Below are 23,206 nucleotides of genomic sequence, written 5' to 3'. Positions count from 1 at the left end.
ATCATCACCAGGCGGTATCAACCGTGCCGTTGCCAACAACACCCGAGCAGCGGCAGGCACCGCCAACCCGACCCTGCTCGATCGGGCAGATATACGGGCGGCGGCGATTGGCGCTTTCCGGCGGGGTGATGACGCAGACGAAGCGCGCGCGGCGCTGGTGACTGCGGCTGTTGCCGGAATTATAGTCCGGGCTGTCGTCATCGCTTGACTGCACCAGAATGATGTTGCTGCCCGAAACCGGCAAGCGTGTGATCGCTGCTGCCTCTGCAACGGTTGCGGCGGAAAGAAAGACGGACAGGGCGAAAATCAGGTGGCGCATGCGGGTGCCTTCGGACGGAGAGTTGGTGCGATCCGTTTTCCGGACCGATTTGATGGACCATACATAATCCGCATTCACAAGCACAGCGGCTTCCAGCGCCTAACGATGCCGCTCGTGTTTCTTCTCCCCGCCGGGGAGAAGAAACAAGCGGCGCGCTCCCAGACGGTGAGCAACCGTCCCTAGTCCCCCGAAACGACTAGCGGCGCATGAATGCCTCGAAGGCGGCGCGGGCTTCGGTACTCTGCAGCTGCGCGATGAAATGGCGGCCTTCCTCTTCGATGCGGGCAAGAATATCGGCCGGGTTGCCGCGAACCAGATCGCGGGCGATCTTCAGCGCCTGCTGCGGTTTGGCCGCAAGCCGGGTGGCAAGCGCCAGCGTTTCGCTCTCCACATGCTCGGGGGCGACGACTTTCCAGATCAGGCCAGCCTGCACTGCCTGCTCAGCCGAGAATCCCTCACCCATGGCGAGCAGCGCAAAGGCGCGCTGGTGACCGGCAAGCTTCGGCACGAGCAGGCTGGAGGCCGCTTCCGGCACCAGTGCGAGATCCACGAACGGGGTCTTGAACAGGCTGCGTGTGGAGGCGACCGTCAGATCACAATGCAGGTTCAGTGTCGTGCCGATGCCGATGGCAAGCCCGTCCACACCGGATACCAGCGGTTTGTCGAAGGCGACGAGTGCTTTGAGAAACTCGAGTGCGGCGAGCTTGCCCTTCCCGCCCGACATGGCGAAGGCGAGAAAATCGGCCATGTCGTTGCCGGCAGAGAAACAGCCTTCCGTGCCGAGAAAGGCAACGACGCGAATCTCCGGGTCGTCATTGGCGACCTGCAATGCCTGTGCCATGCGCAGATACATCGCATCGGTGATGGCGTTTTTCTTTTCCGGCCGGTTGAAGCGGATGGTCAGAACGTCAGGCGCATGACCAACCCGCTCGACAAGAATATGATCGTCCGACATCTGAACCTCCTCAGGCCAATACGGTGCGGGCTGCGGCAAGGCTTGCCGCGCCCGATATAACGCGATCCTTCAGCGCCGCCGTTTCCGCCAGCAGGTTTTCCGCCGCAAAACGGCAAAGTGCGGCGCGATGTGCGCCCCTGCCATCATCGACGGAGGCCAATGCGCCCTTGGCTAGATAGGCGCCTGTCAGCGCCAGACCGAAGAGACGTTGATAGGGCGTCGCGCCGGCGAGTGCGGTTTCGGTTTCGCCGGCCTTGATGCGATCCAGCAGCCAGTCGGTTGTCGTTTCCAGATCGTTGAGGCTGGCGTCGAGATAACCGGCGGTCTCGCCCAGATCATCACGGTTCGAAGCGGCTGTCCGGGCAGCGATCTCGCGCAATTCGCCGATGAAACCGCGCACCTGCGCGCCATCGGAAAGCGGCAGCTTGCGCAGCACCAGATCGATGGCCTGTATGCCGTTGGTGCCTTCGTAGATCGGAGCGATGCGGGCATCCCGCAGGTAACGTGCCGCGCCTGTCTCTTCGATGAAGCCCATGCCGCCATGTACCTGAATGCCCATGGAGGCAACATCCACACCGGCATCGGTGGAGAAGGACTTGGCGATCGGCGTCAAAAGGGCAGCGCGCTCCTGCCAGTGAGAGCGCTGCCGGGCGTCTTCGCTGGCATGCGCCATGTCGATGGCATGGGCGCAGCTGAAGGAAATCGCCCGCGACCCTTGAGTCAGCGCCTTCATCGTCAAAAGCGTTCTGGCGATATCAGGGTGTTCGATGATCGGGCTCATGCCGGAGCCCTGCCAGCCGGGCGCCTTGCCCTGCGTGCGTTCTTTTGCGTATTCGATAGCCTTCTGGGTCGCCGCTTCGCAGATCGCCACGCCCTGCATGCCGACGGCGAGGCGGGCGTTGTTCATCATGGTGAACATGCAGGCGAGGCCCTTGTTCTCCTCGCCGATCAGCCAACCCAGAGCGCCTTTTTCTTCACCAAACCTGCCGTCGCCGAAGATCATCGTGCAGGTGGGCGAGCCGTGAATGCCGAGCTTGTGTTCCAGCGAATGGCAGAAAAGGTCGTTGCGGCTGCCCGGCGCGCCGTTTTCATCGGGCAGGAATTTCGGGACGAGGAATAGCGAAATGCCACGCGTTCCGGCCGGCGCATCCGGCAGGCGAGCAAGAACGAGGTGGATGATATTATCAGCCGCGTCGTGTTCACCCCAGGTGATGAAAATCTTCTGCCCGAAGATACGGTAGGTGCCGTCACCATTGCGCTCGGCCCGGCTCTTCAACACGCCGAGGTCCGATCCCGCATGCGGTTCGGTCAGGTTCATCGTACCGGTCCATTCCCCGGAAACGAGCTTGGGAAGATAGGTGCGTTTCAGATCATTGCTGCCGTGGGTGACGATGGCTTCCACCGCGCCCATGGTCAGCGTTGGCGCCAGCGCGAACGCCATGGAGCCGGAGTTCCACATTTCGAGGGCTGCGACATTCAGCATATGCGGCAAGTTCTGACCACCGAATTCCTCAGGCGCCGTCAGGCTGTTCCAGCCAGCTTCCGCCCAGCGGCGGTAAAGATCGGCCCAGCCATCCGGCGTCGTGACCTTGCCGTCGGCAAGCTTCGCGCCTTGGCGATCACCAATATCGGCGAGCGGGGCGACCTGTTCCGTGGCGAAACGGCCGGCTTCCTGCAGAATGGCATCCACCAGATCTTCACCGAGATCACCCAGCACACCCTTTGCCAGCGCCTCTTCAAGACCCGCTACATGTTTGAGTGTGAAGGCGATATCATCCACCGGCGCGCTATACATGCTGCCTCCTCCCGAAGCTTTTGTATCCTGCTACTGCCTTCGGGCTAAATGATTTTTACGTAAACGTCAATTTGAAAATTCCCGCCATTTCAGCGGGATTGTTATAAAACTGTCATATGAATTTGCTCAGCATGCGCTGAAAGGCGCCGTGCCGCCACTGCCGCTCCCGCACCAGAACGACAGACGCCTTCCCTCCTCCCATCCAGCCGGTCAGGACTGCCACGATGGATCTCATAACGCCCAATATTCCCGGCCTTGTCTGGGCCTATCAGTTCCACCCCGGCACAGCCCCGTGCCGGCGGCTGGCGGCCGATGCGCGCTTTCACGAGGTGGCCGAGTGCGAAGGTTTCTTCTGGCTGCATCTCAATCTCGCCGACCAGCGCGTAGCGGCTTTTCTCGAAACCATCGACGGTCTCGACCCGGCGGCGCGGGCAAGCCTCACCACCCATGAGACGCACCCTTCCATCGTGGTCGACGAAAAATCGCTCTATGGCACGCTGGTCGATTTCCAGCGGGAATTCGACAAGGAAACACGGGATTTTGGCTGGCTGCATTTTGCGGTGAGCGACCGTTTCATCATCACCACCCGCCTGCAGCCGCTGCATTCGGTGGACCGGCTGAAAGCGGCGGTCGACAAGAATTCCAACCGCTATCTCACGCCATCGCATGTGTTCGAGGGGCTGGTGGCGGAATTCCAGCGCTCGCTCATCAATCTGGTGATGGAGACGACGGAAGAACTGAACGCCATCGAAGATCTGGTCTATGACAGCGAAAACCGTGACGAGCGGCGGCGGCTTGCGCCACTGCGCCGCACGGTGGTTCGCCTGCACCGGCATTTGCGCACCGTTCTCACCCTGATGCGACGCGCTTCGGCCGTTGATGAGGACGAGATGCCTGACGGTTTCGAAGATGTCGCCTCACGCCTGATGGGCCGCCTCGAAGCGGTAGATCACGACGTCTATGCCCTGCAGGAACGCGCAAGGCTGCTGCACGAAGAAATCGATTCCAAACTTTCGTCCGAAACCAACCGGCACCTTTACATTCTGTCGCTGATGACGGCCTTCCTGCTGCCGCCATCGCTGGTGACAGGCTTTTTCGGCATGAATACGGATGAGCTGCCGTTTACAGTCGGCACCGGCGGCACGTTGTCGGCCAGCGTCTTTATCGTGATCTCGGTCGTGCTTGCCTGGTTCGTGCTCAAACGGGCACGGATCTTGTAATAAAAAAGCCGCCCGGTGATGACCGGACGGCTCTGTCAATTTCAGCCTGGCATTCTATCAGCTGTAAGGCGAATAGCAGGGCTGGCGCGGACCATGGTAAGGCTGGAACGTGTTGCTATAGGCATCGTAGGAACGATAACGGCCATAGCACCAGTTCACGTGCGCCTGGCTCATGCCGCCACGGCGGACCGGGCGATATTCGCGATAGACCGGGCGCGGACGATATTCCGGCACCGGACGGTAGACTTCACGCGGCTGCGACAGGGCGCCGCCGATGATTGCGCCCGTCGCAAAGGCTGCGAGCGGGAACCAGTAACCGTCATGGTGACGATAGCCCGGGCGATAATCGCGATAACCGCGATGGCCGCCATACCAGCCGCGACGTTCGCCGCCCCAGCCACGACCGTCACGATCGCGCCAATATTGCACATTGACGATATTGCCGGCGTCGTTGCCTGTAGCCTCGACACTTTTCGGTGCCATCGGCAACGGCATTGCCGCTTCTGCGGGAACGATCGCTCCTGCAACCACGATCGCAGAAAGACCGACAGCCAAGATATTCTTCATATAGTTTCTCATCTGACTTCCTCCATTCACGACGGTCAACAGGCCGCTCTACGTGAATAATAGCAGTTTTTTCTTCTCACTCGGCCAGTTTTCAGTCTGGCTTAAACATTTCAGGTTGCAGGCTAGGCGGTTTCGCCTGAACCCAGCATTAACGACCCAATCACGCTTCGTTTACCCAATCCGGCGGCCCGGAAAACAAAAGCCCGGATAAAAATCCGGGCTTTCGAAAATCCTGTCAGCGGCTGTAAGGCGATACGCATATGCGGCGCGGACCGCTGTTCGGCTGATAGGTGTTGTCGTAAGCGCGATACGAACGCCAGCGGTTCTGGCACCAGGAGACATGGCTGCCGCCATAGGCCGGGCGCGGCTGCTGAACGGCACCGCCGATGATCGCACCGGCCGCAAAGGCTGCCAGCGGGAACCAGTAGCCATTATGGTAACGGTAGCCCGGACGGCGATCACGATAACCGCGGTGACCGTTATAATAGCCGTCGCGCGGCGGGCGCGGGCGATACATACGGTCGCCGTGCCTGCGGTCATAACGACGGTCATATCTGCGGTCCCATTCACGATACTGAACCGGCACGACATTGTCAGTCGAAACCACCGGCTTCGGCATCGGAACAGGCACCTGGAACGCCTGCGATGGCGTAAAGCTTGTGAGGAACACGATCATCGCCGTTGCGACGCTCGTTGTCCGGAAATTCATCATGATCTTCCTCCGTTTGCTTCAGCGCGTTGGACCGCGCCTTTTCACCCACGCGCTCTTGTCGGAGATAAGGGTAAGCCCCGTTTCTACACCCGAAAAGAATTCGATGACGTGCAAACGAGTTTAGGGAGATTTGGTTCCATGACAACCATCCGGAGAAGATGGCAAGGACGACGCGTCCGCCAGATCGCCCTGGCTTTTCCGCGACGCGCCAGAACGACCTAGATGTTTGTTTTTACGCAGGCCTTTTTCCCCGGAACCAACGGCACTTCCGGGGAACGCCTTCGTCAGGCTTCCACCTTCACATCGGTCAAAGGCCGCGAACAGCAGGCGAGAATATAACCCTCCTCGATCTCGTCATCGAGAATGCCGCCATTGTGGTTCATCTCCACCTCGCCGGACAGCTTCAGCACCCGGCAGGTGCCGCAGATACCCGATTCGCAGGCGGCCCCGATGCGCACACCGGCAGCACGCGCCGTCATCAGCACTGTCTGGCCGGGCTGGCAGGCCATCTCTTTTCCGGAAAGCGTAAAGCCCACCATCGACAGCGCTTCGCCGTCCACATCGGTGAGAACGCTCTCGCCGACCGTGACCGGGGCGGCGGGCGAAAAGCTTTCCTGATGGTAACGGCTCATGTCGAAGCCGGACGCATCGAGCATGGAGCGGACGGCGGCCATGAAAGGCTCCGGCCCGCAGCAGAAGACGGTGCGCTCCATGAAGTCATGCGCGAGCAGCGCGATCTTGGCCTTGTCGACCATGCCTTTGAGCCCCGACCACAGATCGGTGCGACCGCATTTCTCGACAATAAAGCCGAGAGACAGGTTTGGCATGAAGCGGGCGAGATATTCCAGCTCGTGGCGGAAGACGATATCGGACGGCGAGCGCGAGCAGTTGATGAAGGCGATATCGCTTTGCGGCGCACGGTCGCTCATGTCGCGCACCATCGACATCATCGGCGTGACGCCGGATCCTGCCGAGATGAACAGATATTTGTCACCGGGGTGCCGCACATAGGAGAAATCGCCGAGCGGTCCGAGCGCCCGGATTTTCATGCCGGGCTTCAGATTATCGAACATCCAGCGCGTGCCGATGCTGTTGGCCTGCGCCTTTACCGTGACCGAAAGCGCATAGGGCCGTGACGGGCTGGAGGACAGTGTGTAGGTGCGATAAAGCGGCTCCTTGCCCACCGGCAGTTCCAGCGTGACGAACTGGCCCGGCAGATACCGGAACCAGTTCTGGTCTTCGGAGCGGAACAGGAACGTCATCACATCCTGCGTTTCGGGCGTCACCGAAATGCACTCCAGCAGCTGGAGCTTGTCGCTCCACGGCTTCATCTCGTCTATGTGCTTGTAGGTCACAACCATATTCATCTTCGCATCACGCTACTGCCGAAAGCCGGGCCTTGTCGCCGGAAAGCCGGTCGATCATGAAATCGGAATACCAGTTGACGAACTGCATCACACCGCCCTCGTCTTCCATGGAATAGGGGCCGGGCTGGTAAGCAGGCGAACGGATGCCGAAGGCATTTTCCTCGACGATGCGGCGATCCTGATCGTTGGTTTCGTTCCAGACGTGGGTCAGGTCTTCCAGATCGTAATCCACGCCTTCCACCGCATCCTTGTGCACCAGCCATTTGGTGGTGACCATGGTCTCATTGGCATTGAGCGGCAGCACCCGGAAGGAAATAGTGTGGTCTCCAAGGAAGTGGTTCCAGGTCGTCGGATAATGGAACAGCAGCAAAGCGCCGATATGGCTGATGCTGACATCCTCCGACAGCGGCCGGCGCACGGCGCGCTTGCCCGACATGGTGTAGCTTTCCGCTTCGCCGATCAGCGGCATGCGGGCGACACGGAACTGGCCCTGCGGATCGATCTTGAAACGGCTTGGCAGGCCGGCGGCCTCGCAGCGCGCCCAGTGGCCGCCGATTTCGGGGTCGCTGGCACCGCCATCCGTTCCCGTCACGCTCGGGTTTTCAGGATAGGTGCGGCAGAGTTCCGGGTGGTTGGCGGCGCAGTGGTAGCACTCGCGGTTGTTTTCCCAGACGAGCTTCCAGTTGCCCTTTTCGATGATGGTGCTTTCATGCGCGACCTTGGCTTCCCAGATGCGGTGCGGGGCCATGTAGCTTTCGACTTCGGCCCGCATGGGCGCGAAATCCGCCGGCTGGTCGGCAAGGCAGATGAAGACGTAACCGGCAACGGTCTCGCAGGCGACCGGCTTCAGGCCGAATTCCGCCTTGTCGAACTCCTCGCCCATATGACGCGCGAACAAAAGCTTGCCGTCGAGATCGTAGGTCCACTGGTGATAGGGACAGACGAGACGGGCGGACTGGCCTTTGTGGGCGGAGCAGACGCGGGAGCCGCGGTGGCGACAGGAATTGTGAAGGGCACGTATCTCACCGTCGCGTCCACGGACGATGACGACGGAATAGGAGCCGACCTGCACGGTGAAATAATTGCCGGATTTGGGCACTTCGCAATCATGGCCGACAAACAGCCAGTCGCGATACCAGATGGTTTCCATATCCAGCTTGAAATAATCCTGGTCCGTGTAGAAGGGCTGTTCCAGGCTGAAACCTTCGCGGCGGTTCTTCAGCTGGCGCAATACGGTATCACGCAATTCCATGGCCAAATCCTCGATCAAACCGCCCTGCCCGGCACCATTTACCGGGCTGCGGAAGCATGATCACATCTAAACACCGGCGGTCATTTGCAGCAGCACAGACAGCGACATCGGCTTCCGCATTGGCGACAAATTGCGACATCCGCAAATGCCTGTCACAGCCCATTCCGCTGCGAAATCCGGCAGCTACTCGGTGAGAAAAACCACGTCGCAATATGACGCATGATACAGCGCGATTGCCTGTCCACCCGTCAGAAAACAGGGGGTGCGACGCAACGGAGTATTAACGCGAACTAAATTATCTTGCCGCATCGACAGCAACGAGGGCGTTCCTGGTGGAGAAGGCGACACGCATACGTTATTTCGATGCGGCCAGACATTCGATCATGCCGATACGGTCGAAGACCGCGCATTCGGATTTCCTGCGCACCGGCCGGATCAGCCGTTATGAAGAACGCTGGTTGCCGAGGGAGCGTGTCTATTACAGCCACGAGGAGGTGGCGGCGATGACCGGGCGCAAGCTGGAAGCCGCCGCCGATGCCACCCATAACCGCCTCAACACCTTTCACCAGTCCATCCGTTTTCCCAAGATGGTCTCCCACCATCTGCTCAACGACCGGCCACATCTCGGCTATTGTCATGTCACGGCGGCGAAAACCAGCTTCGACGCCGAACGCCACGTGCTCTGGTCCTTCTATTTCGCGAATTTTTTCGCCGAGCTGAGCGGTACCGAAAACTTCTTCGAAAATATCGATGCGCGTTATTCGCGGATGTATTTTGCCGTCGCCGTCAATGCGCTTCCCGATAAGGAATTCGCCGTCGATACCTCCTTCCATCGCGGTGGCCTGCTGTTCCAGACCCATGATCCGCGCGTGGCGCTGAAAAATGTGCTGTTGCTCGGCGCGCGCTCGGAAGAGATGCGCAGGATCATCAAGGCGATATAAACGATAGCGCTTTCCATCCCGGCCAGAAATACGCTATTGAGCGCGCTGAAAGGCAGCATCATGGCGCGTCATATCAACATCGAAAACGAGCGGGAAACCGCGTTGCAGGCAGCCGTGGCGGAGCTTGCGGGCGGCCAGCCGATCGCCCTGCCGACGGAAACCGTCTATGGCCTTGCCGCCGACGCCACCAATCCGGCGGCCATCACCCGCATTTACCAGACGAAAGGCCGGCCGCAGTTCAATCCGTTGATCTGCCATATGGCCGACATTGCCATGGCGGAGCGTCATGCGGTCTTCGACCCCATTTCGCTGAAGCTTGCCCAAGCCTTCTGGCCCGGCCCGCTGACGCTGGTTCTGCCGCTGAAACCGGAAAGCGGCATTCATTCGCTGGCGACGGCCGGGCTTGATACGGTCGGCATCCGTGTGCCGCAGGGTTTTGCCGGTAACCTGATCCGCCGGTTCGACAGGCCGCTGGCCGCCCCCAGCGCCAATAGTTCCGGCAAGATCAGCCCGACAAGTGCCGCCCATGTGGAGGCCGATCTCGGCCAGAAGATCAATCTCATTCTTGATGGCGGGGCCACCTCCGTCGGCGTCGAATCCACCATCGTCAAGGTGGAAGAGGATGGCCGCGTGCGGCTGCTTCGCCCCGGCGGCATAGTTACCGAGGACATCGAGCATGTTGCCGGCCTGCGGCTGGAGCGACCCGAAAAAGCCTCCGCCGCCATTGAAGCACCCGGAATGCTGGCGTCGCATTATGCGCCCGGTGCGTCCGTGCGCCTCGACGCCACATCTGTTTCGCCGGACGAAGCGCTGATCCGTTTCGGCAGCGTCGCTACTAAAGGTGAGGAAGCGGCCCGCGCCGTTTTCGATCTCAGCCCCGCGGGAGATCTTGCCGAGGCCGCCGCCAATCTGTTCGACTATCTGAAAGCCGCCGATGCGACCGGCGCAAAGACCATCGCCATCACCGCCATTCCCACGCATGGTCTCGGAGAGGCGATCAACGACCGCCTTTCCCGCGCCGCCGCGCCGAGAGGCTGACGCCACTTAAACCCCTTTCGCCCATGTTTCAAACGACAGCGAGACGCCGCCCATGACGACCACCGCCATTCCCTCCTCCGACATCCTCGACCGCTTCACCGCCATTGTCGGTGATAAAAATGCGGTGCGCGACCCGGCGGAAATGGCGCTGCGTCTGGTGGAAAATCGCGGGCTTTACCGTGGCGCCTCACCGCTGCTCATCAAGCCCGGTTCGGTCGAAGAGGTTGCCGCCATCCTGAAGCTCGCGAGCGAGAGTGGCACCCCCATCGTGCCGCAGACCGGCAATACCGGGCTTGTCGGCGGCCAGACGCCCCGGGCGGAAGGCACCGACATCATCCTGTCGCTGGAGCGCATGAACCGCATCCGCGATATTGATCCGGTCGCCAATGTCATCGTCGCCGATGCCGGCTGCATTCTCGATGACATCCATAAGGCAGCGGAGACGGTGGAACGGATGTTCCCGCTGTCACTCGGCTCACAAGGCTCCTGCCGCATCGGCGGCAATCTCGCCACCAATGCCGGCGGCACGGCGGTGCTTGCCTATGGCAATATGCGCCAGCTCTGCCTCGGGCTTGAAGTCGTCCTGCCGACCGGTGAGATCTGGAACGGGCTGCGCCGGCTGAAAAAAGACAATACGGGTTACGACCTGCGCGACCTCTTCATCGGTTCGGAAGGCACGCTCGGCATCATCACCGGCGCGGTGCTGAAGCTGTTCCCGAAGCCGCTCGGTCATCAGGTGGCGTTTGCCGGGCTCGGTTCCACCGAAGACGCATTGAAGCTGTTCGAAATGGCCTCGAACCTCTGCGGCACGGCGCTGACCGGCTTCGAACTGATGCCGCGCATCGGCGTCGAATTCACCACCAGACATATTCCCGGCGTGCGCGACCCGCTGCAGACGCCGCATGACTGGTACGCGCTCATCGATATCTCCACCTCCGATTCGGCGGAGACAGCCGAGACGATGATGCAATCGCTGCTGGAGCGCGGTTTTGAGGCCGGGCTGGTTGCGGATGCGGTGATTGCCGCGTCAGAAGCCCAGCGACAGGCGCTGTGGCACATGCGCGAAAGCATGTCGGATGCGCAGAAGCCGGAAGGTGGCTCGATCAAGCATGACGTTTCCGTGCCGGTGTCGAAAATACCGGAATTCATGGCGACGGCGGAAAAGGCGGTTATCACCGCTATTCCCGGCGCCCGCGTCTGCGCCTTCGGCCATCTTGGCGACGGCAACATCCACTATAATATTTCCCAGCCGGTGGGTGCCGACAAAGCCGAATTCCTCGGCCGCTGGCGGGACATGAACGAGATCGTCCACGGTATCGTTCTGTCGCTCGGCGGCTCCATTTCCGCCGAACATGGCATTGGCCAGCTGAAACGCGACGAGTTGGCCGCCATTCGGCCCGGTATCGAAATGGACCTGATGCGCCGTATCAAGCACGCATTCGACCCCGCCGGCATCATGAACCCCGGTAAGGTGCTTGCCGCCGGCTAAACGGGAGCGAGCATCATTCTCGAGCTTAGTTCGAAGGTCGCGTGGTCCAGGCGGGAACCAGTTCCGCATTCAGGCGGCGCGGCTTTTGCGCATGGACGAACTGCGTCAGGCCCATGCCGGATTTCGCAATGGCCACCGCATGTTTCTTCGGCATCAGATAGCCATGTTCCAGCGGCGGCGGACGACGCATGATTCGGCTGAAGAATGGGCGCTTGTGGTAACGGGACGGCGAAAAACGCGCCGGCTCCGCACATACCGTCACATATTCCAGTATTTCCTCAATCCAGCCGCTTTGCGGCCGCGCACCCGGCTCCACCAGCAATATCCACTGTCCGCGCGCAGAGCGCATGACATCTTCAATATCCCATTGCCCATAAAAGCGGCAACCGGCGGCATCGGCGACACGCGACGATCCATCGCGCGAGCCGTGATCAAGGATCACCACGTCGCTTACAAGCCCTTCCACGGCACCGGTTACAAGCGCAGACAAGGTATGCGCCAGCTCCGGTTCCTGATCCCGGCATTCCATCATGACTGTCAACATATGCATAGCTCTAACGCATCGCACAATAAATTGCCACTATTCCCATCGTGGTAAAATCCGCCATCCCCGATGCGGATCGGCACTCCGCCCCGCGGCGAAATAACTCCCCCAACCTTTCCCTGCCGGGATGTGGACAAATATCGGTTCTGCATTTTTGTTCTTGTATTGTTCTCATTTTTGCGTTAGGAATTTAATCATCGAAGAGGGGAAGAAAGCCTGTTCGAACGGAAACGGTTTAGGGTGTTTGGCGGGCCTTCAGGCGCGCGGCGCCCGGGAGCATCCAGATGAGAAACCATACGCTTTCGGGGCAGGCTGCCTTCCAGCCGAGCCATATGCCAGATATTGCCAATGCGCTGGCCGATGCATCGGGCCTGCGGATCGAAATCGACCGTCGTCGCGGCCGTGGCGCCGGGATCAATCCGGATGGACGCTTCGAGGCCCTGCAGCGCGAGGTTTTCGACGATGGCTGGCAGACACTCGAAGACATGCCGGAATTCCGCACCGAGGTGCAGGTGGAAAAACCGCGCAGCATCATCACCCGTAACGAATCGCCCGATATTCCGTTCGATCGCTCCATCAACCCCTATCGCGGCTGCGAACATGGCTGCATCTATTGTTTCGCAAGGCCTACGCACAGCTATATGGGTCTTTCGGCCGGGCTGGATTTCGAATCGAAGCTGTTTGCCAAGCCGGATGCGGCGAAGCTTCTGGAAAGAGAACTGGCAAAACCGGGCTACAAGCCGCGGGTGATCGCCATCGGCACCAATACCGATCCTTATCAGCCAATCGAGCGTGAATGGCGCATCATGCGGCAGATACTGGAAGTGCTGGCCAAGGCCGACCATCCCGTCGCCATCGTCACCAAATCGGCGCTGATCAAGCGGGATATCGACATTCTGGCCCCCATGGCCAAAAAGGGCCTCGCCAAGGTCGGCATTTCCGTGACGACGCTGGACCGCAAGCTCTCGCGCAACATGGAGCCACGCGCCGCCACCCCGGAAAAGCGGCTGGAAGCGGTCAAGGCGCTGACGGAGGCGGGCATTCCGGTTGCCGTGATGATGGCGCCCGTCATTCCGGCACTCAACGATCATGAGATCGAACGGATTCTGGAAGCCGGCAAGGCCGCCGGTGCGAGCGAAGCGTCTTATGTGCTGCTGCGCCTGCCGCTGGAGGTGAGCCCGCTCTTCCGCGACTGGCTGCTGCGCAACTATCCGGACCGCTATCGTCACGTCATGTCGCTGGTGCGCTCCATGCGCGACGGCAAGGATTATGATGCGGAGTTCGGGAAACGCATGAAGGGCGCCGGCCCTTACGCCTGGCAGATCGGCAGGCGTTTCGAAATGGCAACGAAACGGCTTGGCCTCATCCGCCGCGGCATTCATCTGCGCGATGATCTCTTCGTGCCGCCGGGCGGCGCAGGAGTGCAATTGTCGCTGCTTTAAAAAACGGACGCTGAAAATATCCTGCCTGATCGAAGCGCCACACAGCGGGTGCGACGATATCAGATGGAACACGACAAGGAGCGCTGGCCTCTTCCCTTCGGGCGGCCACGCTCTCCACGAAATGCCCGGCGGGTTTTCCCTGGCCAGCCGGACATTGCCCCCCGGAACCGCCGCCTCGCGTGCGATCGTTTTTCCTCCGCCGCCCCGTTGGAGGATCAAAGGTCATGATGACCTGAAGGGCATAGTGAGCCACGCCCCCTCGACCCGGCTCACCCTGCCTGTCATCGCCCGCCTCCGGGGGCTTGCAGGAGATCGGGTGTGTGTGCAAGTTTCGCCGCATGAAACGCCGCACCGCACCCGATTCTCCTGTCCTCTTCGATCTCGCCGATACCGGCCCGGATTTCTCTTTCGAACTTGAGGCAAAAAAGAAGGGGCTCTGGCCCGTGGCGGGCACGGATGAGGCAGGCCGCGGACCGCTCGCCGGCCCGGTGGTTGCAGCAGCCGTCATCCTCGATCCGGACAATATTCCTGAGGGTATGGACGATTCCAAGAAGCTGACGAAGCTGAAACGGGAAAGCCTCTTCGTCCAGATCATGGAAACATCGATCGTATCGGTCGCCTCCTCCGGCCCCGGCCTGATCGACAGCATGAATATCCTGCGCGCCAGCCTCGACGCCATGCGCCGCGCCGTTCTCGGCCTAGAAACCTCCCCCGCCCTCGTGCTGGCCGATGGCCGCGACAGGCCGCCGGGCATCACCTGCGAAGCCAAGGCCGTTATCAAGGGCGATTCCCGCTCCCTCTCCATCGCCGCCGCCTCGATCATCGCCAAGGTGACCCGTGACCGGATGATGGAGCGCGCCGGTTTGGTGCATTCGTCCTACGGCTTTGAGGGCCATGCCGGTTACGGCACACCGGCCCATCTTCGCGCCATCGAAAGCCATGGACCTTGCCCGCTGCACAGGATGAGTTTTCGGCCGCTGAAGCGGGATTGATTCGGACTGGGAATTTGAGGTCAAGCTATAACCTCCGTTATTAGATCGCTGTTCGGCGGTCCTGTTTTAAGCACCGAAGAAGAACTGGTCGTCATTCACCGCAACAACCACTTCCGGCCCATTGCCTTCGACTGGCTATGATTCCCTCGACTAAGAGGTTCGGTTTTGCAAATTTCCTCTCAGGTATGAAACAGTTTTTTTAATGGTCCCGTCTGCGGTCTATTAAATCTCTTTTGCCGCTAACAGATCTTCGATCCGCTGCCTTATGTCATCATCCGTCTCAAGTTCCTTCAGCCGCCTTAATGCAACAAGTGCTTCATGGGGCCATTGTTTTCGATCCCAACTGGATAGAGCCCGAATTGACATGTTACGGTTTCTTACCACTGGGCTTTGCAAGCCGGCAGAAATGAAGGCCCAACCTTTTCCGGGAAATTTTCCAAGATCCTGTAAAATGAAATCTAAAGCGGCATGCGCTGAGTATCCTGGGCCGAGGCCCATTTCGGTGCTTGGGCCTTTCGCAATTTCATCGAGAGGAATGCATTTCAAGCCAAGCTTGAGCACTTGATCAATACGATCTACATCGGAGCTGCGCATCAAATCCCACCAATATTCCTCACCCGCTTCCGTGCGAGCATAGAAGTAAGGCCATGGATCGATGCCAAATTTCTGGCTTACCCTGCTTGCGTTCCAGAATTCTTGCCTGTCACCGACGTCCAAAGCACCGCATATCGCGGGCTTCCAATGATCTTTCGCGAGCAGGTCAGAGACACTTCTGGATACGTGATCGACCGCGTCGGTGGACCAATCGTGCTGCAGTTTCCGTTCACCGGAATAATGCTCATTGAGCCTGTCTCGAAGCCGAGAAATGAAAGAATAGTGTGAAACGGAATCAAATCTTTCTTTTCCATGCTCCAACAGTGCACCAACGACCGCACAACCGTGTTCGTAGTCAGAGAATCCCTCAGCCGGCCCATCGTCACCGAGTATCAGGGTATCGACGATTTCGCAGGCTGAATTGAGCAACTCGTCATCTATTTGCGCCGCCCGAAGTGCAATGTGAAGGTCACCCGCTCTGGCACAAATACAAGCCAGATATTCATACATTACTGCATTTTTATAGCCTTCACGAATTAGCCAACCCTTGATCTCGGGATCAACTGTACCGACAAGCCGTTCGACTGCATGAATTCGTCCCCATCCTTCAGCGGCCTCGGCCAACTTCCACAGTACTATTTCGCCGTAGCTATCGTTACCAGAGATTGCTGCTGCCGCATAAAGTGTAAACTCGTCGTGCCGACCAAGAGTCAGAAAAGTAACCGTTTCATCGCTGCCCCTTAACAGGCCCAGCAATGCCATTGAGAACTTCACTGGCTCTCTGTGAGCGGCGTGCGTCGTGAACCAATGCGCGATCTCGTACAGCCGGCCAGCGTCCAAAGCCCTTTCAAGCCGCATTTTCTCGATAAGTGGATCGATGACGCTAAGGGCCGAGCCATCCTTGATCAGTAAATACAAGGCTCTTATGTTACTTTCTGACGCGTTTTCAGTAACTAACTTCAAGGCCGCATATAGTTCTGAGACAATCTGGCCTTCCGGTTTGGAAGCGCCATGATGGCTCATCACCCCGTCCATGGCACCCGGTGCGAATGAAATTTCACTCGGATTACCAGCGGGCTCATCGGGAAGCCGATAACCCTCTTCCGACAAGCCTGTCGGTTTCTCCGGATCAATATGTGTGGCGATATGGGCATAGATAGACGCAGCGCTTCCCCAAGGTGGGTTCTGTTTGTTAGGAGGCCAGATATTTTTCTTGAAGAAGCTAAGCATGAGGAACTCTATGCAATTTCAGATTTCAGTCTGCTTACTGAAATAGCCGGAAGATTGCAATTTTTGCCGCGTTCGCGAGTAGATTAATAGGCCCCACAGCTCGCTTCCTTCCCATCACGTATATCAACGGTAGCAGAACGACTGTGCTCCAAGCATTTTAAGTACTAGGCAGCGACTGAAATGAGGGATCAAAGCGGAGGTGTAACTGGATGTACGCATTGGGAGCGCAAAAGGAGCTGCCAATGATTGCCCTGGCGACGCATCCTAAACTGGCCTCTAAAGCCTAAACGAAAAAACCCCTCACAGCTCGCGCCGGAGGGGTTCTCATCAATCCGAGATAAATCTCAGTTCAGCTTCGACTTCACTTCGCCGATCGTGGCGGTGAAAAGCTTGGCCTTTGCGGCAGCCGTGGTCTTTTCGGCCAGCAGCTTCTCGGAAGCGGCAATGGCGATGTCAACGGCGGCGGCGCGGACGGCGCCGATGGCGTCTTCTTCGGCCTGCTTGATCTTCTGTTCCGACAGAGCCGTGCGGCGGGCGACGAATTCTTCCGTCTTCTGCTTGGCTTCTTCCGTCAGGGCAGCGGCTTCGCGTTCAGCGGCGGCAACGATGCCGGCGGCTTCTGCTTCGGCTTCCTTGCGCTTGCGCTGATATTCGGCCAGCAGGTGCTGGGCCTCTTCACGCAGGCGCTTGGCTTCGGCCAGCTCGTCCTGAATGTTCTGGGCGCGTTCGTCCAGAGACTTGGAGAGCATGCCCGGAACCTTGAGATAGGCGATCAGGACAAAGAAAAGGACGAGACCGACAAGAGCGAAAAATGATGCATCAAATGCCATGTCAGGCTCCCTTTACGCTAGAAGCGGCGGCAATGGCGGCCTTGACGTCGGTGTCCTTGACCTTGGCGCCAACTAGCTGGTCGACGATCGCGGTCGCGGTTTCCTCGGCAATGGCGCCGACATCGGCGAAAGCCTGGTCCCGGATGCCGGCAATGCGCTTTTCGGCGGCGGCGAGCTTTTCAGCAAGTCCTGCCTCGATGGCGGCGCGGTCGGCGTCAGCCTTGGCCTTGGCGGCGTCACGTGCCGCGGAGCCGATCGAGCTTGCCTTGGCGCGGGCTGCCGCGAGTTCTTTTTCATAGGTTTCGACGGCTGCGTCAGCTTCGGTTTTCAGCCGTGCCGCTTCGTCGAGATCCTGTGCGATGCGTCCGTGACGGTTTTCGAGAATGCCGCCGACGCGCGGAACGATGACCTTCTGCATCAGCAGATAGAAAAGGCCGAACGTGATCGCCAGCCAAAGGACCTGCGATGCATAAGTAGACTGGTCGAACGGCGGGAAAACGCCGGAAGCACCGTGTTCGGCACCATGCGCTACACCGGTTTCCGTGTGCGTGGCTTCCGGTTGCGGCTGGCCAACGGCCGGAGTTTCCGTATGCGTTTCACCTACGGTCGGTGCTGACTGGGCATAAGCCTCGGTCACGAACATGCTCACCTCCAGGGGGACTGCAAATGCGAAGGATCACGGCACGCCATTTGCGGGCCGTGATCCAGACCTGATGCCGTTATCAGACAGCGAACAGGAGAAGGAGAGCAACGAGCAGCGAGAAGATGCCCAGAGCTTCCGTAACGGCGAAGCCGAATACCAGACGGCCGAACTGGCTGTCGGCAGCAGAGGGGTTGCGCAGTGCGCCGGACAGGTAATCACCGAAGATACGGCCGAGTGCGAGGGACGTACCAGCCATGCCGAGGCATGCGAGACCTGCGCCGATGTACTTTGCTGCTTCCGCTTCCATGTGAGACTCCTTGAGATATTGGTTGTTGCGGCTATTCTTGACGCCCGTTTCCGGGGCCAGCGACTTTACTTCTCAGTGACCACCATGCACGGCGTCGTTCAGGTACATGCAAGTCAGTACCGCGAACACATAAGCCTGCAGGAAGGCAACGAGAAATTCGAGAGCGGTCATTGCGACCGTCATGATGAGAGGCAGAACGGCGCCACCGATGCCGAGCGCGCCGAGCGCGCCCATGGAGGCGACGAAGCCTGCGAAAACCTTGAGCGTGATGTGGCCGGCCAGCATGTTCGCAAAGAGACGAACGGAAAGGCTGATCGGACGCGACAGGAACGAGATCATTTCAATCGACGCCACAAGCGGCAAAAGCGCCTTAGGCACGCCCGAGGGGGCAAAGATGCCGAAGAAATGCAGACCGTGCTTGTAGAAACCGTAAACGACGACCGTGCCGATGACGAGGCAGGCGAGCGCGAAGGTGACGATGATCTGACTGGTGACCGTGAAGAAATACGGGAACATGCCGAGAAGGTTTGCCGTCAGCACGAACATGAACAGCGAAAAGACGAAGGGGAAGAACACCATGCCCTTTTTGCCGGCGCCTTCGCGCAGCATGGAGGCGATGAACTCATAGGACATTTCCGCAACGGACTGCATGCGGGTCGGGATCAGACCGCGGTTCGACGTTGCGAAATAAAGGAAACCGGAAGCGGCGGCCACGGTCGCAACCATGAAAAGCGACGCATTGGTGAAGGAAAAATCGACGCCGCCAATTTCGATCGGAATGATCGGCTGCACCAAGAACTGATGGGTCGGATCGTTTGCCACCGGCTGCCCTCTTTACCTGTCGCCGCGCTTGGCGGCATCTCAACTGCAAGAAAAAACAGCTTAAATGCCGTCTTTTCCACCCTCGTCTCGCCTGTCCGCCTTCTCCAGCAACGGCGGCTTGGCCACCGCGCCCGTCGAGCGCAACACATTCAATACGCCTGCGCAGAAACCGAGAAGGAGAAGAACGATCATCCCCCACGGCGTCGTGCCGGCAAAATAGTCCAGAAGATAACCCAGCATAGCGCCGACCACGATGGCCGAAATAAACTCTGATGAGAGCTTGACCGCCATCGCAAAACCTTTCCGGTTTTCCGCAGCGTTGGTCTCCGCCCTCACTTCCGCCTCATCCTCCGCTTTCACCTTTGCCAACTCATCAGCAAGGCGTTTGCGACGCTCGTCCAGACTATCGTCACGGTTGCCAGTCATCTTAAAATCCCAACCATTTTCTCCGTTCCAGCCATGCCAGAACCCTTTGGAGTTGTAAACGGTGACGGATTAAGCCTGTTCCAGCCCGCTCTGAAGTCGCGCGCAACATAGTTTTAGGGGCTTCTCTAGTCAAGGCACTGAGGCAGCTTGTTTCAGCACAAATTAATCATTGAAAAACAACAGCTTGATGCCAAATCACCGTTTGGCGGCGATGTTTCGCGAGGGAATCGGCATTTTTGACACGCAAAATGCGACAAATTGGCGGTGGTATCAGCTCCAGCCGCCACCATAGGTACGGTAAAACACGTGCAGACCGATGCGGCCGACCTTCTTCATGGACTTGCCCCAGGCCGGGCGAACGTAAACGGCGTGATAATGTGTGGCGGAACCCACCTCGTTCAGCCAGATCTTGCCGGCGGTGGTGGCCATGGCCACTTCGCGCGCCATCTTCCAATGGCGTTCGGAATTCACGCGGTCCTTTATATTGTCGCAGGCGAAGGAAAACTGGCAGCGGTTGCGCCAGTCCTTATTCTGATAGACCACGCCGCAGATGGTTTTCGGATAAGCGGGGTTACGCACGCGGTTGAGGATGACCTGCGCCACCGCTGCCTGTCCCTTGACCGATTCTCCGCGCGCTTCGAAATAGATGCCGGATGCCAGGCACTGCTGTTCGGCTGCGGAAAAAACCTCGGCCGGCAGCGGGGTCGCCGCCCAGGCATGGTCTTCCGGGCTGATCTGCGGCACAAAGCGGCCAGCTTCCGGTTTTTTGAGAATGGCGTCGAAGGGCGATTCGCGGGCAAAGTCAGGCGCGGCCGGCGCGTAGGCCGTGGCGAGAATATCCGGGGTACGGTTGGTGATGAGTTCCGCCAACATCGGCGACACACTCTTGTCCACCTTCTTTTCATCGCGGCGGAAATAGAAGGAGGCGAGTTCAACATCCTTGCCGCGCTTCGGCTTCACGAAAGCCGTGCGGTCCTTGCGCTTCAGCGGCTCTATATCCAGCATGCTGGTGCGTTGAAGGACGGAGCCGGCGGTGAAAGCCTTTGGCGGCTGCATGATTTCGGTGGCGACGATGCGGCCCTTCTTGGCGGCGCGGTTGACACGCTCGCTGTCCGGCGTCGTGGGCTCGCCCTTCTTGTTGGTGACGAAGGCGACCTTGCTGCCATTCGGCAGGGTCATGCCGCTGCCATGCAGCGCCGCCTCGCCTGCCGCATCATTAAAAGTGAGCGAGGCATTGTGCACCGAACCCGCCGGAGAGGCCGTCAGCACCATGCGCCATTGTTCGCCGCCATTGTCCAACCCGGCCAAGAGCGAGGCCAGATCCGCACGCGCGGCAAGAGAAGGAAAGACGAGCCAGGCGGCAAGGCCGAAGACGACGGGTGAGGCCCATCTGGAGGTCCATGCCTGAAGGGACGCGGAGGACCGACGACGCATTACACTTTTCGAACGCAAAACCAGCACTCCGAACACCGACAACCATATTTGCTACAGGTGTTGAAGAATCTCTTATTAACCTTGATGCTTGGTTAACGCGGCGAGCGGACGTGGCTTCACGTTAATGTGTGCGCGCCTTCTAATGCGCATGGCGTGGAGTCGAGTTCGCATGTGGCGATCATAACTGTCCCGCAGGCCATCTCCACATCCGTCGTTCCGGCCTCGAGCCGGAATCCGGCCGAAGCGCGTCGGCGCGGTGTAAAGACCCCTTTCAGCCCAAGGACTTGGGCTGGCTGGATACCGGCTCATGGCCGGTATGACGGAAAGAAGGAGGCCGCTCAGCTACCTGAAGGCATGCCCGCGTCATCACACGACGACGTGAGAACCCAGTTCCACCACGCGGTTGGCCGGAAGGCGGAAATAGTCCGACGGGTCGGCGGCGGTTTCGGCAAGGGCGATGAACAGGCGGTTCTGCCAGCCCGGCATGCCGGACTTCGGATCCGGCACCAGCTTGCGGCGGCCAAGGTAAAATGAGGTCGACATGATGTCGAACTTGTAGCCGGTGCGTCTCAGATAACCCAGCGCCTGGGTGACGTTCTGAGTTTCCATGAAGCCGAAATGCAGTTCCACCACCGCGAAACGGTCACTGAGTTTCGTCAGCGTGTACCTGTTTTCCGGGCGAACGCGCGGTTGATCCTCGGTCCGGATCGTCAGGATGACGTTCTTGTCATGCAGGACGTGGTTATGCTTGAGATTGTGCAGCAGGGCCGCTGGCGCTGCCTCCGGATCGCCGGTGAGGAAAATCGCCGTGCCGGGCACCCGCACCGGCGCATGGGCGCTTTCCTTTTCCACCGAGGCGACGAAAGCCTTCAGCGGCACGTCGCTGCGGCGGGTCTTGGCGAACAGGATTCTCGAGCCACGCTGCCAGGTGGTCATGATGATGGTGAAGGCGATCGCCAGCAGCACCGGCACGTAGCCGCCATCATGGATCTTCAGCAGGTTCGCACCAAGGAAGATCAGCTCCAGCAGCAAAAGCGGTGCCAGAACGGCAAGCGCCAGCCAGACCGACCATTGCCAGCGTTTGCGCACGAATTCAAAGAACATCAGGCTGGTGACGACCATCGCGCCGGTGACGGAAATACCATAGGCGGTGGCCAGCGCATCGGAACTCTTGAAGGTGAGCACCAAAGCGACGACGCCGAACAGCAGGATGGTGTTGACGGCCGGCAGATAGATCTGCCCGGTATTGGTTTCAGACGTGAAGAGGATCTCCATGCGCGGCAGGTAGCCGAGATGGATGGCCTGACGCACCAGCGAAAACGCGCCTGTGATGACCGCCTGGCTGGCGATGATGGTGGCGGCGGTGGCCAGAATGACGGCCGGCAGGATCGCCCATTGCGGAAACATCAGATAAAACGGATTGGACATCGCCGCCGGGTCTTTGAGCACCAGCGCCCCCTGGCCTAGATAATTCAGCGTCAAAGCCGGGAAAACCAGACAGAACCATGCCCACTGGATGGGGCGGCGGCCGAAATGGCCAAGATCGGCATAAAGGGCTTCGGCACCGGTGATCGTCAGGAAGACCGCGCCGAGCACGACGATGCCGTAAAAGCCTTCATTGGCCAGAAACTCCACCGCATGCCACGGGTTGAAGGCAAAGAGAATGCCGAAATCATCGGCGATATGAATGAGGCCGGCGAGACCCATGACGAGGAACCAGACCGCCGTGATCGGCCCGAAGAATTTCGCCACCGTTCCCGTGCCGTGCGACTGGATGGCGAAGAGGCCGATGAGAATGCAGACGGAAATCGGAATAATAAAGTCATCCATGGCCGGCGTGACGAGTTTCAGACCTTCCACCGCCGAGAGCACCGACAGCGCCGGCGTGATCATCGCGTCACCCAGGAACAGGGCGGCACCGATGAGGCCGAGCACGATGAGAACGCCGCGATGGGTGCCTGCCGTCTTCATCAGCAGCGCCAGCAGCGACAGCGTGCCGCCTTCGCCGTCATTGTCGGCGCGCAGCAGCAGCGTGATATATTTGAACGTCACGATGATCGTCAGGGCCCAGATCATCAGCGAGGTCAGGCCAATGACCTCTTCCCGCGTCACGCCATCATAGGCGATCGGCCGCAGGGCTTCGCGGAAGGCGTAAAGCGGGCTGGTACCGATATCGCCATAAACGACACCGATCGAACCAAGGATCGCGGCGTAAAGCCCCTTGTTCTGATGTTTGTCATCCGCGTCCGGTTTCTCGGCAACGTCCTTATCGACGATTTGAGACATG

At 59.4% G+C, this 23,206-nt stretch carries 22 protein-coding genes; 6 read left to right on the top strand and 16 right to left on the bottom strand.

Features of this window, described 5'->3' with window-relative positions:
* Positions 1-4 precede the first annotated feature (4 nt).
* The 3 genes from PL640_RS03145 to PL640_RS03135 form a co-directional block, all read right to left on the bottom strand.
* A complete protein-coding gene (locus PL640_RS03145; RefSeq protein ID WP_271360767.1) occupies positions 5-319 on the bottom strand; it encodes a hypothetical protein in 315 nt (104 codons plus the stop codon).
* A 196-nt stretch (positions 320-515) separates the two neighbouring features.
* Positions 516-1,274, bottom strand: a complete 759-nt coding sequence (locus tag PL640_RS03140; protein ID WP_271360766.1) for a crotonase/enoyl-CoA hydratase family protein — start codon at positions 1,272-1,274, stop codon at positions 516-518.
* A gap of 10 nt (positions 1,275-1,284) precedes the next feature.
* Positions 1,285-3,069, bottom strand: a complete 1,785-nt coding sequence (locus PL640_RS03135) for an acyl-CoA dehydrogenase (protein ID WP_271360765.1) — start codon at positions 3,067-3,069, stop codon at positions 1,285-1,287.
* Between the two features lie 224 nt (positions 3,070-3,293).
* On the opposite strand from PL640_RS03135, the gene PL640_RS03130 reads away from it, so the two are divergent.
* Complete coding sequence (locus PL640_RS03130) at positions 3,294-4,289, top strand: transporter (protein ID WP_271360764.1); 996 nt, start codon at positions 3,294-3,296, stop codon at positions 4,287-4,289.
* 57 nt (positions 4,290-4,346) lie between these two features.
* Here PL640_RS03130 and PL640_RS03125 read toward each other — a convergent pair whose 3' ends face one another.
* The 4 genes from PL640_RS03125 to PL640_RS03110 all read right to left on the bottom strand — a co-directional run bounded on the left by PL640_RS03125 (position 4,347) and on the right by PL640_RS03110 (position 8,187).
* Complete coding sequence (locus PL640_RS03125) at positions 4,347-4,868, bottom strand: BA14K family protein (protein ID WP_142839202.1); 522 nt, start codon at positions 4,866-4,868, stop codon at positions 4,347-4,349.
* Between the two features lie 223 nt (positions 4,869-5,091).
* Positions 5,092-5,568 (bottom strand): BA14K family protein, encoded by a 477-nt coding sequence (locus tag PL640_RS03120; protein ID WP_142839201.1) that lies wholly within the window; start codon positions 5,566-5,568, stop codon positions 5,092-5,094.
* Between the two features lie 284 nt (positions 5,569-5,852).
* Positions 5,853-6,935, bottom strand: a complete 1,083-nt coding sequence (locus PL640_RS03115; protein WP_142839200.1) for a hybrid-cluster NAD(P)-dependent oxidoreductase — start codon at positions 6,933-6,935, stop codon at positions 5,853-5,855.
* Between the two features lie 7 nt (positions 6,936-6,942).
* Positions 6,943-8,187, bottom strand: a complete 1,245-nt coding sequence (locus PL640_RS03110; protein WP_142839199.1) for an aromatic ring-hydroxylating oxygenase subunit alpha — start codon at positions 8,185-8,187, stop codon at positions 6,943-6,945.
* A 332-nt stretch (positions 8,188-8,519) separates the two neighbouring features.
* Here PL640_RS03110 and PL640_RS03105 point away from each other — a divergent pair, with 332 nt between their 5' ends.
* Genes PL640_RS03105 through PL640_RS03095 form a run of 3 tightly spaced genes read left to right on the top strand, consistent with a single transcriptional unit; the run spans position 8,520 to position 11,655 of the window.
* Positions 8,520-9,128 (top strand): DUF6656 family protein, encoded by a 609-nt coding sequence (locus PL640_RS03105; RefSeq protein ID WP_271360763.1) that lies wholly within the window; start codon positions 8,520-8,522, stop codon positions 9,126-9,128.
* Between the two features lie 60 nt (positions 9,129-9,188).
* Entirely contained in the window at positions 9,189-10,166 is a 978-nt protein-coding gene (locus PL640_RS03100) for an L-threonylcarbamoyladenylate synthase (RefSeq protein ID WP_271361443.1), read from the top strand.
* Between the two features lie 52 nt (positions 10,167-10,218).
* On the top strand, positions 10,219-11,655 hold the full coding sequence (locus PL640_RS03095) for an FAD-binding oxidoreductase (protein ID WP_271360762.1): 1,437 nt from the start codon (positions 10,219-10,221) through the stop codon (positions 11,653-11,655).
* Positions 11,656-11,680: 25 nt separating this feature from the next.
* On the opposite strand, the gene PL640_RS03090 is transcribed toward PL640_RS03095, so the two are convergent.
* Complete coding sequence (locus tag PL640_RS03090) at positions 11,681-12,199, bottom strand: glycosyl transferase (protein WP_271360761.1); 519 nt, start codon at positions 12,197-12,199, stop codon at positions 11,681-11,683.
* A gap of 284 nt (positions 12,200-12,483) precedes the next feature.
* On the opposite strand from PL640_RS03090, the gene PL640_RS03085 reads away from it, so the two are divergent.
* Together PL640_RS03085 and PL640_RS03080 are read left to right on the top strand one after the other, a co-directional pair.
* Positions 12,484-13,641 carry a PA0069 family radical SAM protein gene (locus PL640_RS03085; protein ID WP_269698576.1) on the top strand — a complete coding sequence of 386 codons (1,158 nt, stop codon included), beginning with the start codon at positions 12,484-12,486 and terminating at the stop codon, positions 13,639-13,641.
* Positions 13,642-13,979: 338 nt separating this feature from the next.
* On the top strand, positions 13,980-14,633 hold the full coding sequence (locus tag PL640_RS03080) for a ribonuclease HII (protein WP_271361442.1): 654 nt from the start codon (positions 13,980-13,982) through the stop codon (positions 14,631-14,633).
* A gap of 222 nt (positions 14,634-14,855) precedes the next feature.
* Here PL640_RS03080 and PL640_RS03075 read toward each other — a convergent pair whose 3' ends face one another.
* From PL640_RS03075 to PL640_RS03040, 8 genes are all read right to left on the bottom strand, one after another.
* Positions 14,856-16,457, bottom strand: a complete 1,602-nt coding sequence (locus PL640_RS03075; protein ID WP_271360760.1) for a hypothetical protein — start codon at positions 16,455-16,457, stop codon at positions 14,856-14,858.
* A gap of 344 nt (positions 16,458-16,801) precedes the next feature.
* Positions 16,802-17,287: a F0F1 ATP synthase subunit B gene (locus PL640_RS03070; RefSeq protein WP_004440269.1), complete on the bottom strand. Its 486-nt coding sequence runs from the start codon at positions 17,285-17,287 to the stop codon at positions 16,802-16,804.
* A gap of 1 nt (position 17,288) precedes the next feature.
* Positions 17,289-17,930 carry a F0F1 ATP synthase subunit B gene (locus PL640_RS03065; RefSeq protein WP_142839194.1) on the bottom strand — a complete coding sequence of 214 codons (642 nt, stop codon included), beginning with the start codon at positions 17,928-17,930 and terminating at the stop codon, positions 17,289-17,291.
* Between the two features lie 79 nt (positions 17,931-18,009).
* The gene (locus PL640_RS03060; RefSeq protein WP_003494147.1) at positions 18,010-18,237 is read right to left on the bottom strand and encodes a F0F1 ATP synthase subunit C; all 228 of its coding nucleotides are present in this window, start codon (positions 18,235-18,237) and stop codon (positions 18,010-18,012) included.
* A 72-nt stretch (positions 18,238-18,309) separates the two neighbouring features.
* Entirely contained in the window at positions 18,310-19,059 is a 750-nt protein-coding gene (locus PL640_RS03055) for a F0F1 ATP synthase subunit A (protein WP_003494138.1), read from the bottom strand.
* 60 nt (positions 19,060-19,119) lie between these two features.
* Positions 19,120-19,485, bottom strand: coding sequence for an AtpZ/AtpI family protein (locus PL640_RS03050; protein ID WP_271360759.1), 366 nt, complete (start codon positions 19,483-19,485; stop codon positions 19,120-19,122).
* Positions 19,486-19,755: 270 nt separating this feature from the next.
* Positions 19,756-20,919, bottom strand: a complete 1,164-nt coding sequence (locus tag PL640_RS03045) for a cell wall hydrolase (RefSeq protein WP_271360758.1) — start codon at positions 20,917-20,919, stop codon at positions 19,756-19,758.
* Between the two features lie 366 nt (positions 20,920-21,285).
* On the bottom strand, positions 21,286-23,205 hold the full coding sequence (locus PL640_RS03040) for a potassium transporter Kup (protein ID WP_046800710.1): 1,920 nt from the start codon (positions 23,203-23,205) through the stop codon (positions 21,286-21,288).
* Position 23,206: the final 1 nt, after the last annotated feature.

The sequence above is a fragment of the Agrobacterium sp. ST15.16.024 genome (assembly GCF_027956545.1).
In the GTDB taxonomy this organism is placed as follows: domain Bacteria; phylum Pseudomonadota; class Alphaproteobacteria; order Rhizobiales; family Rhizobiaceae; genus Agrobacterium; species Agrobacterium cucumeris.
Note: the sequence above shows the minus strand (reverse complement) of the source record. Positions and strands in the feature narration are given on the sequence as shown.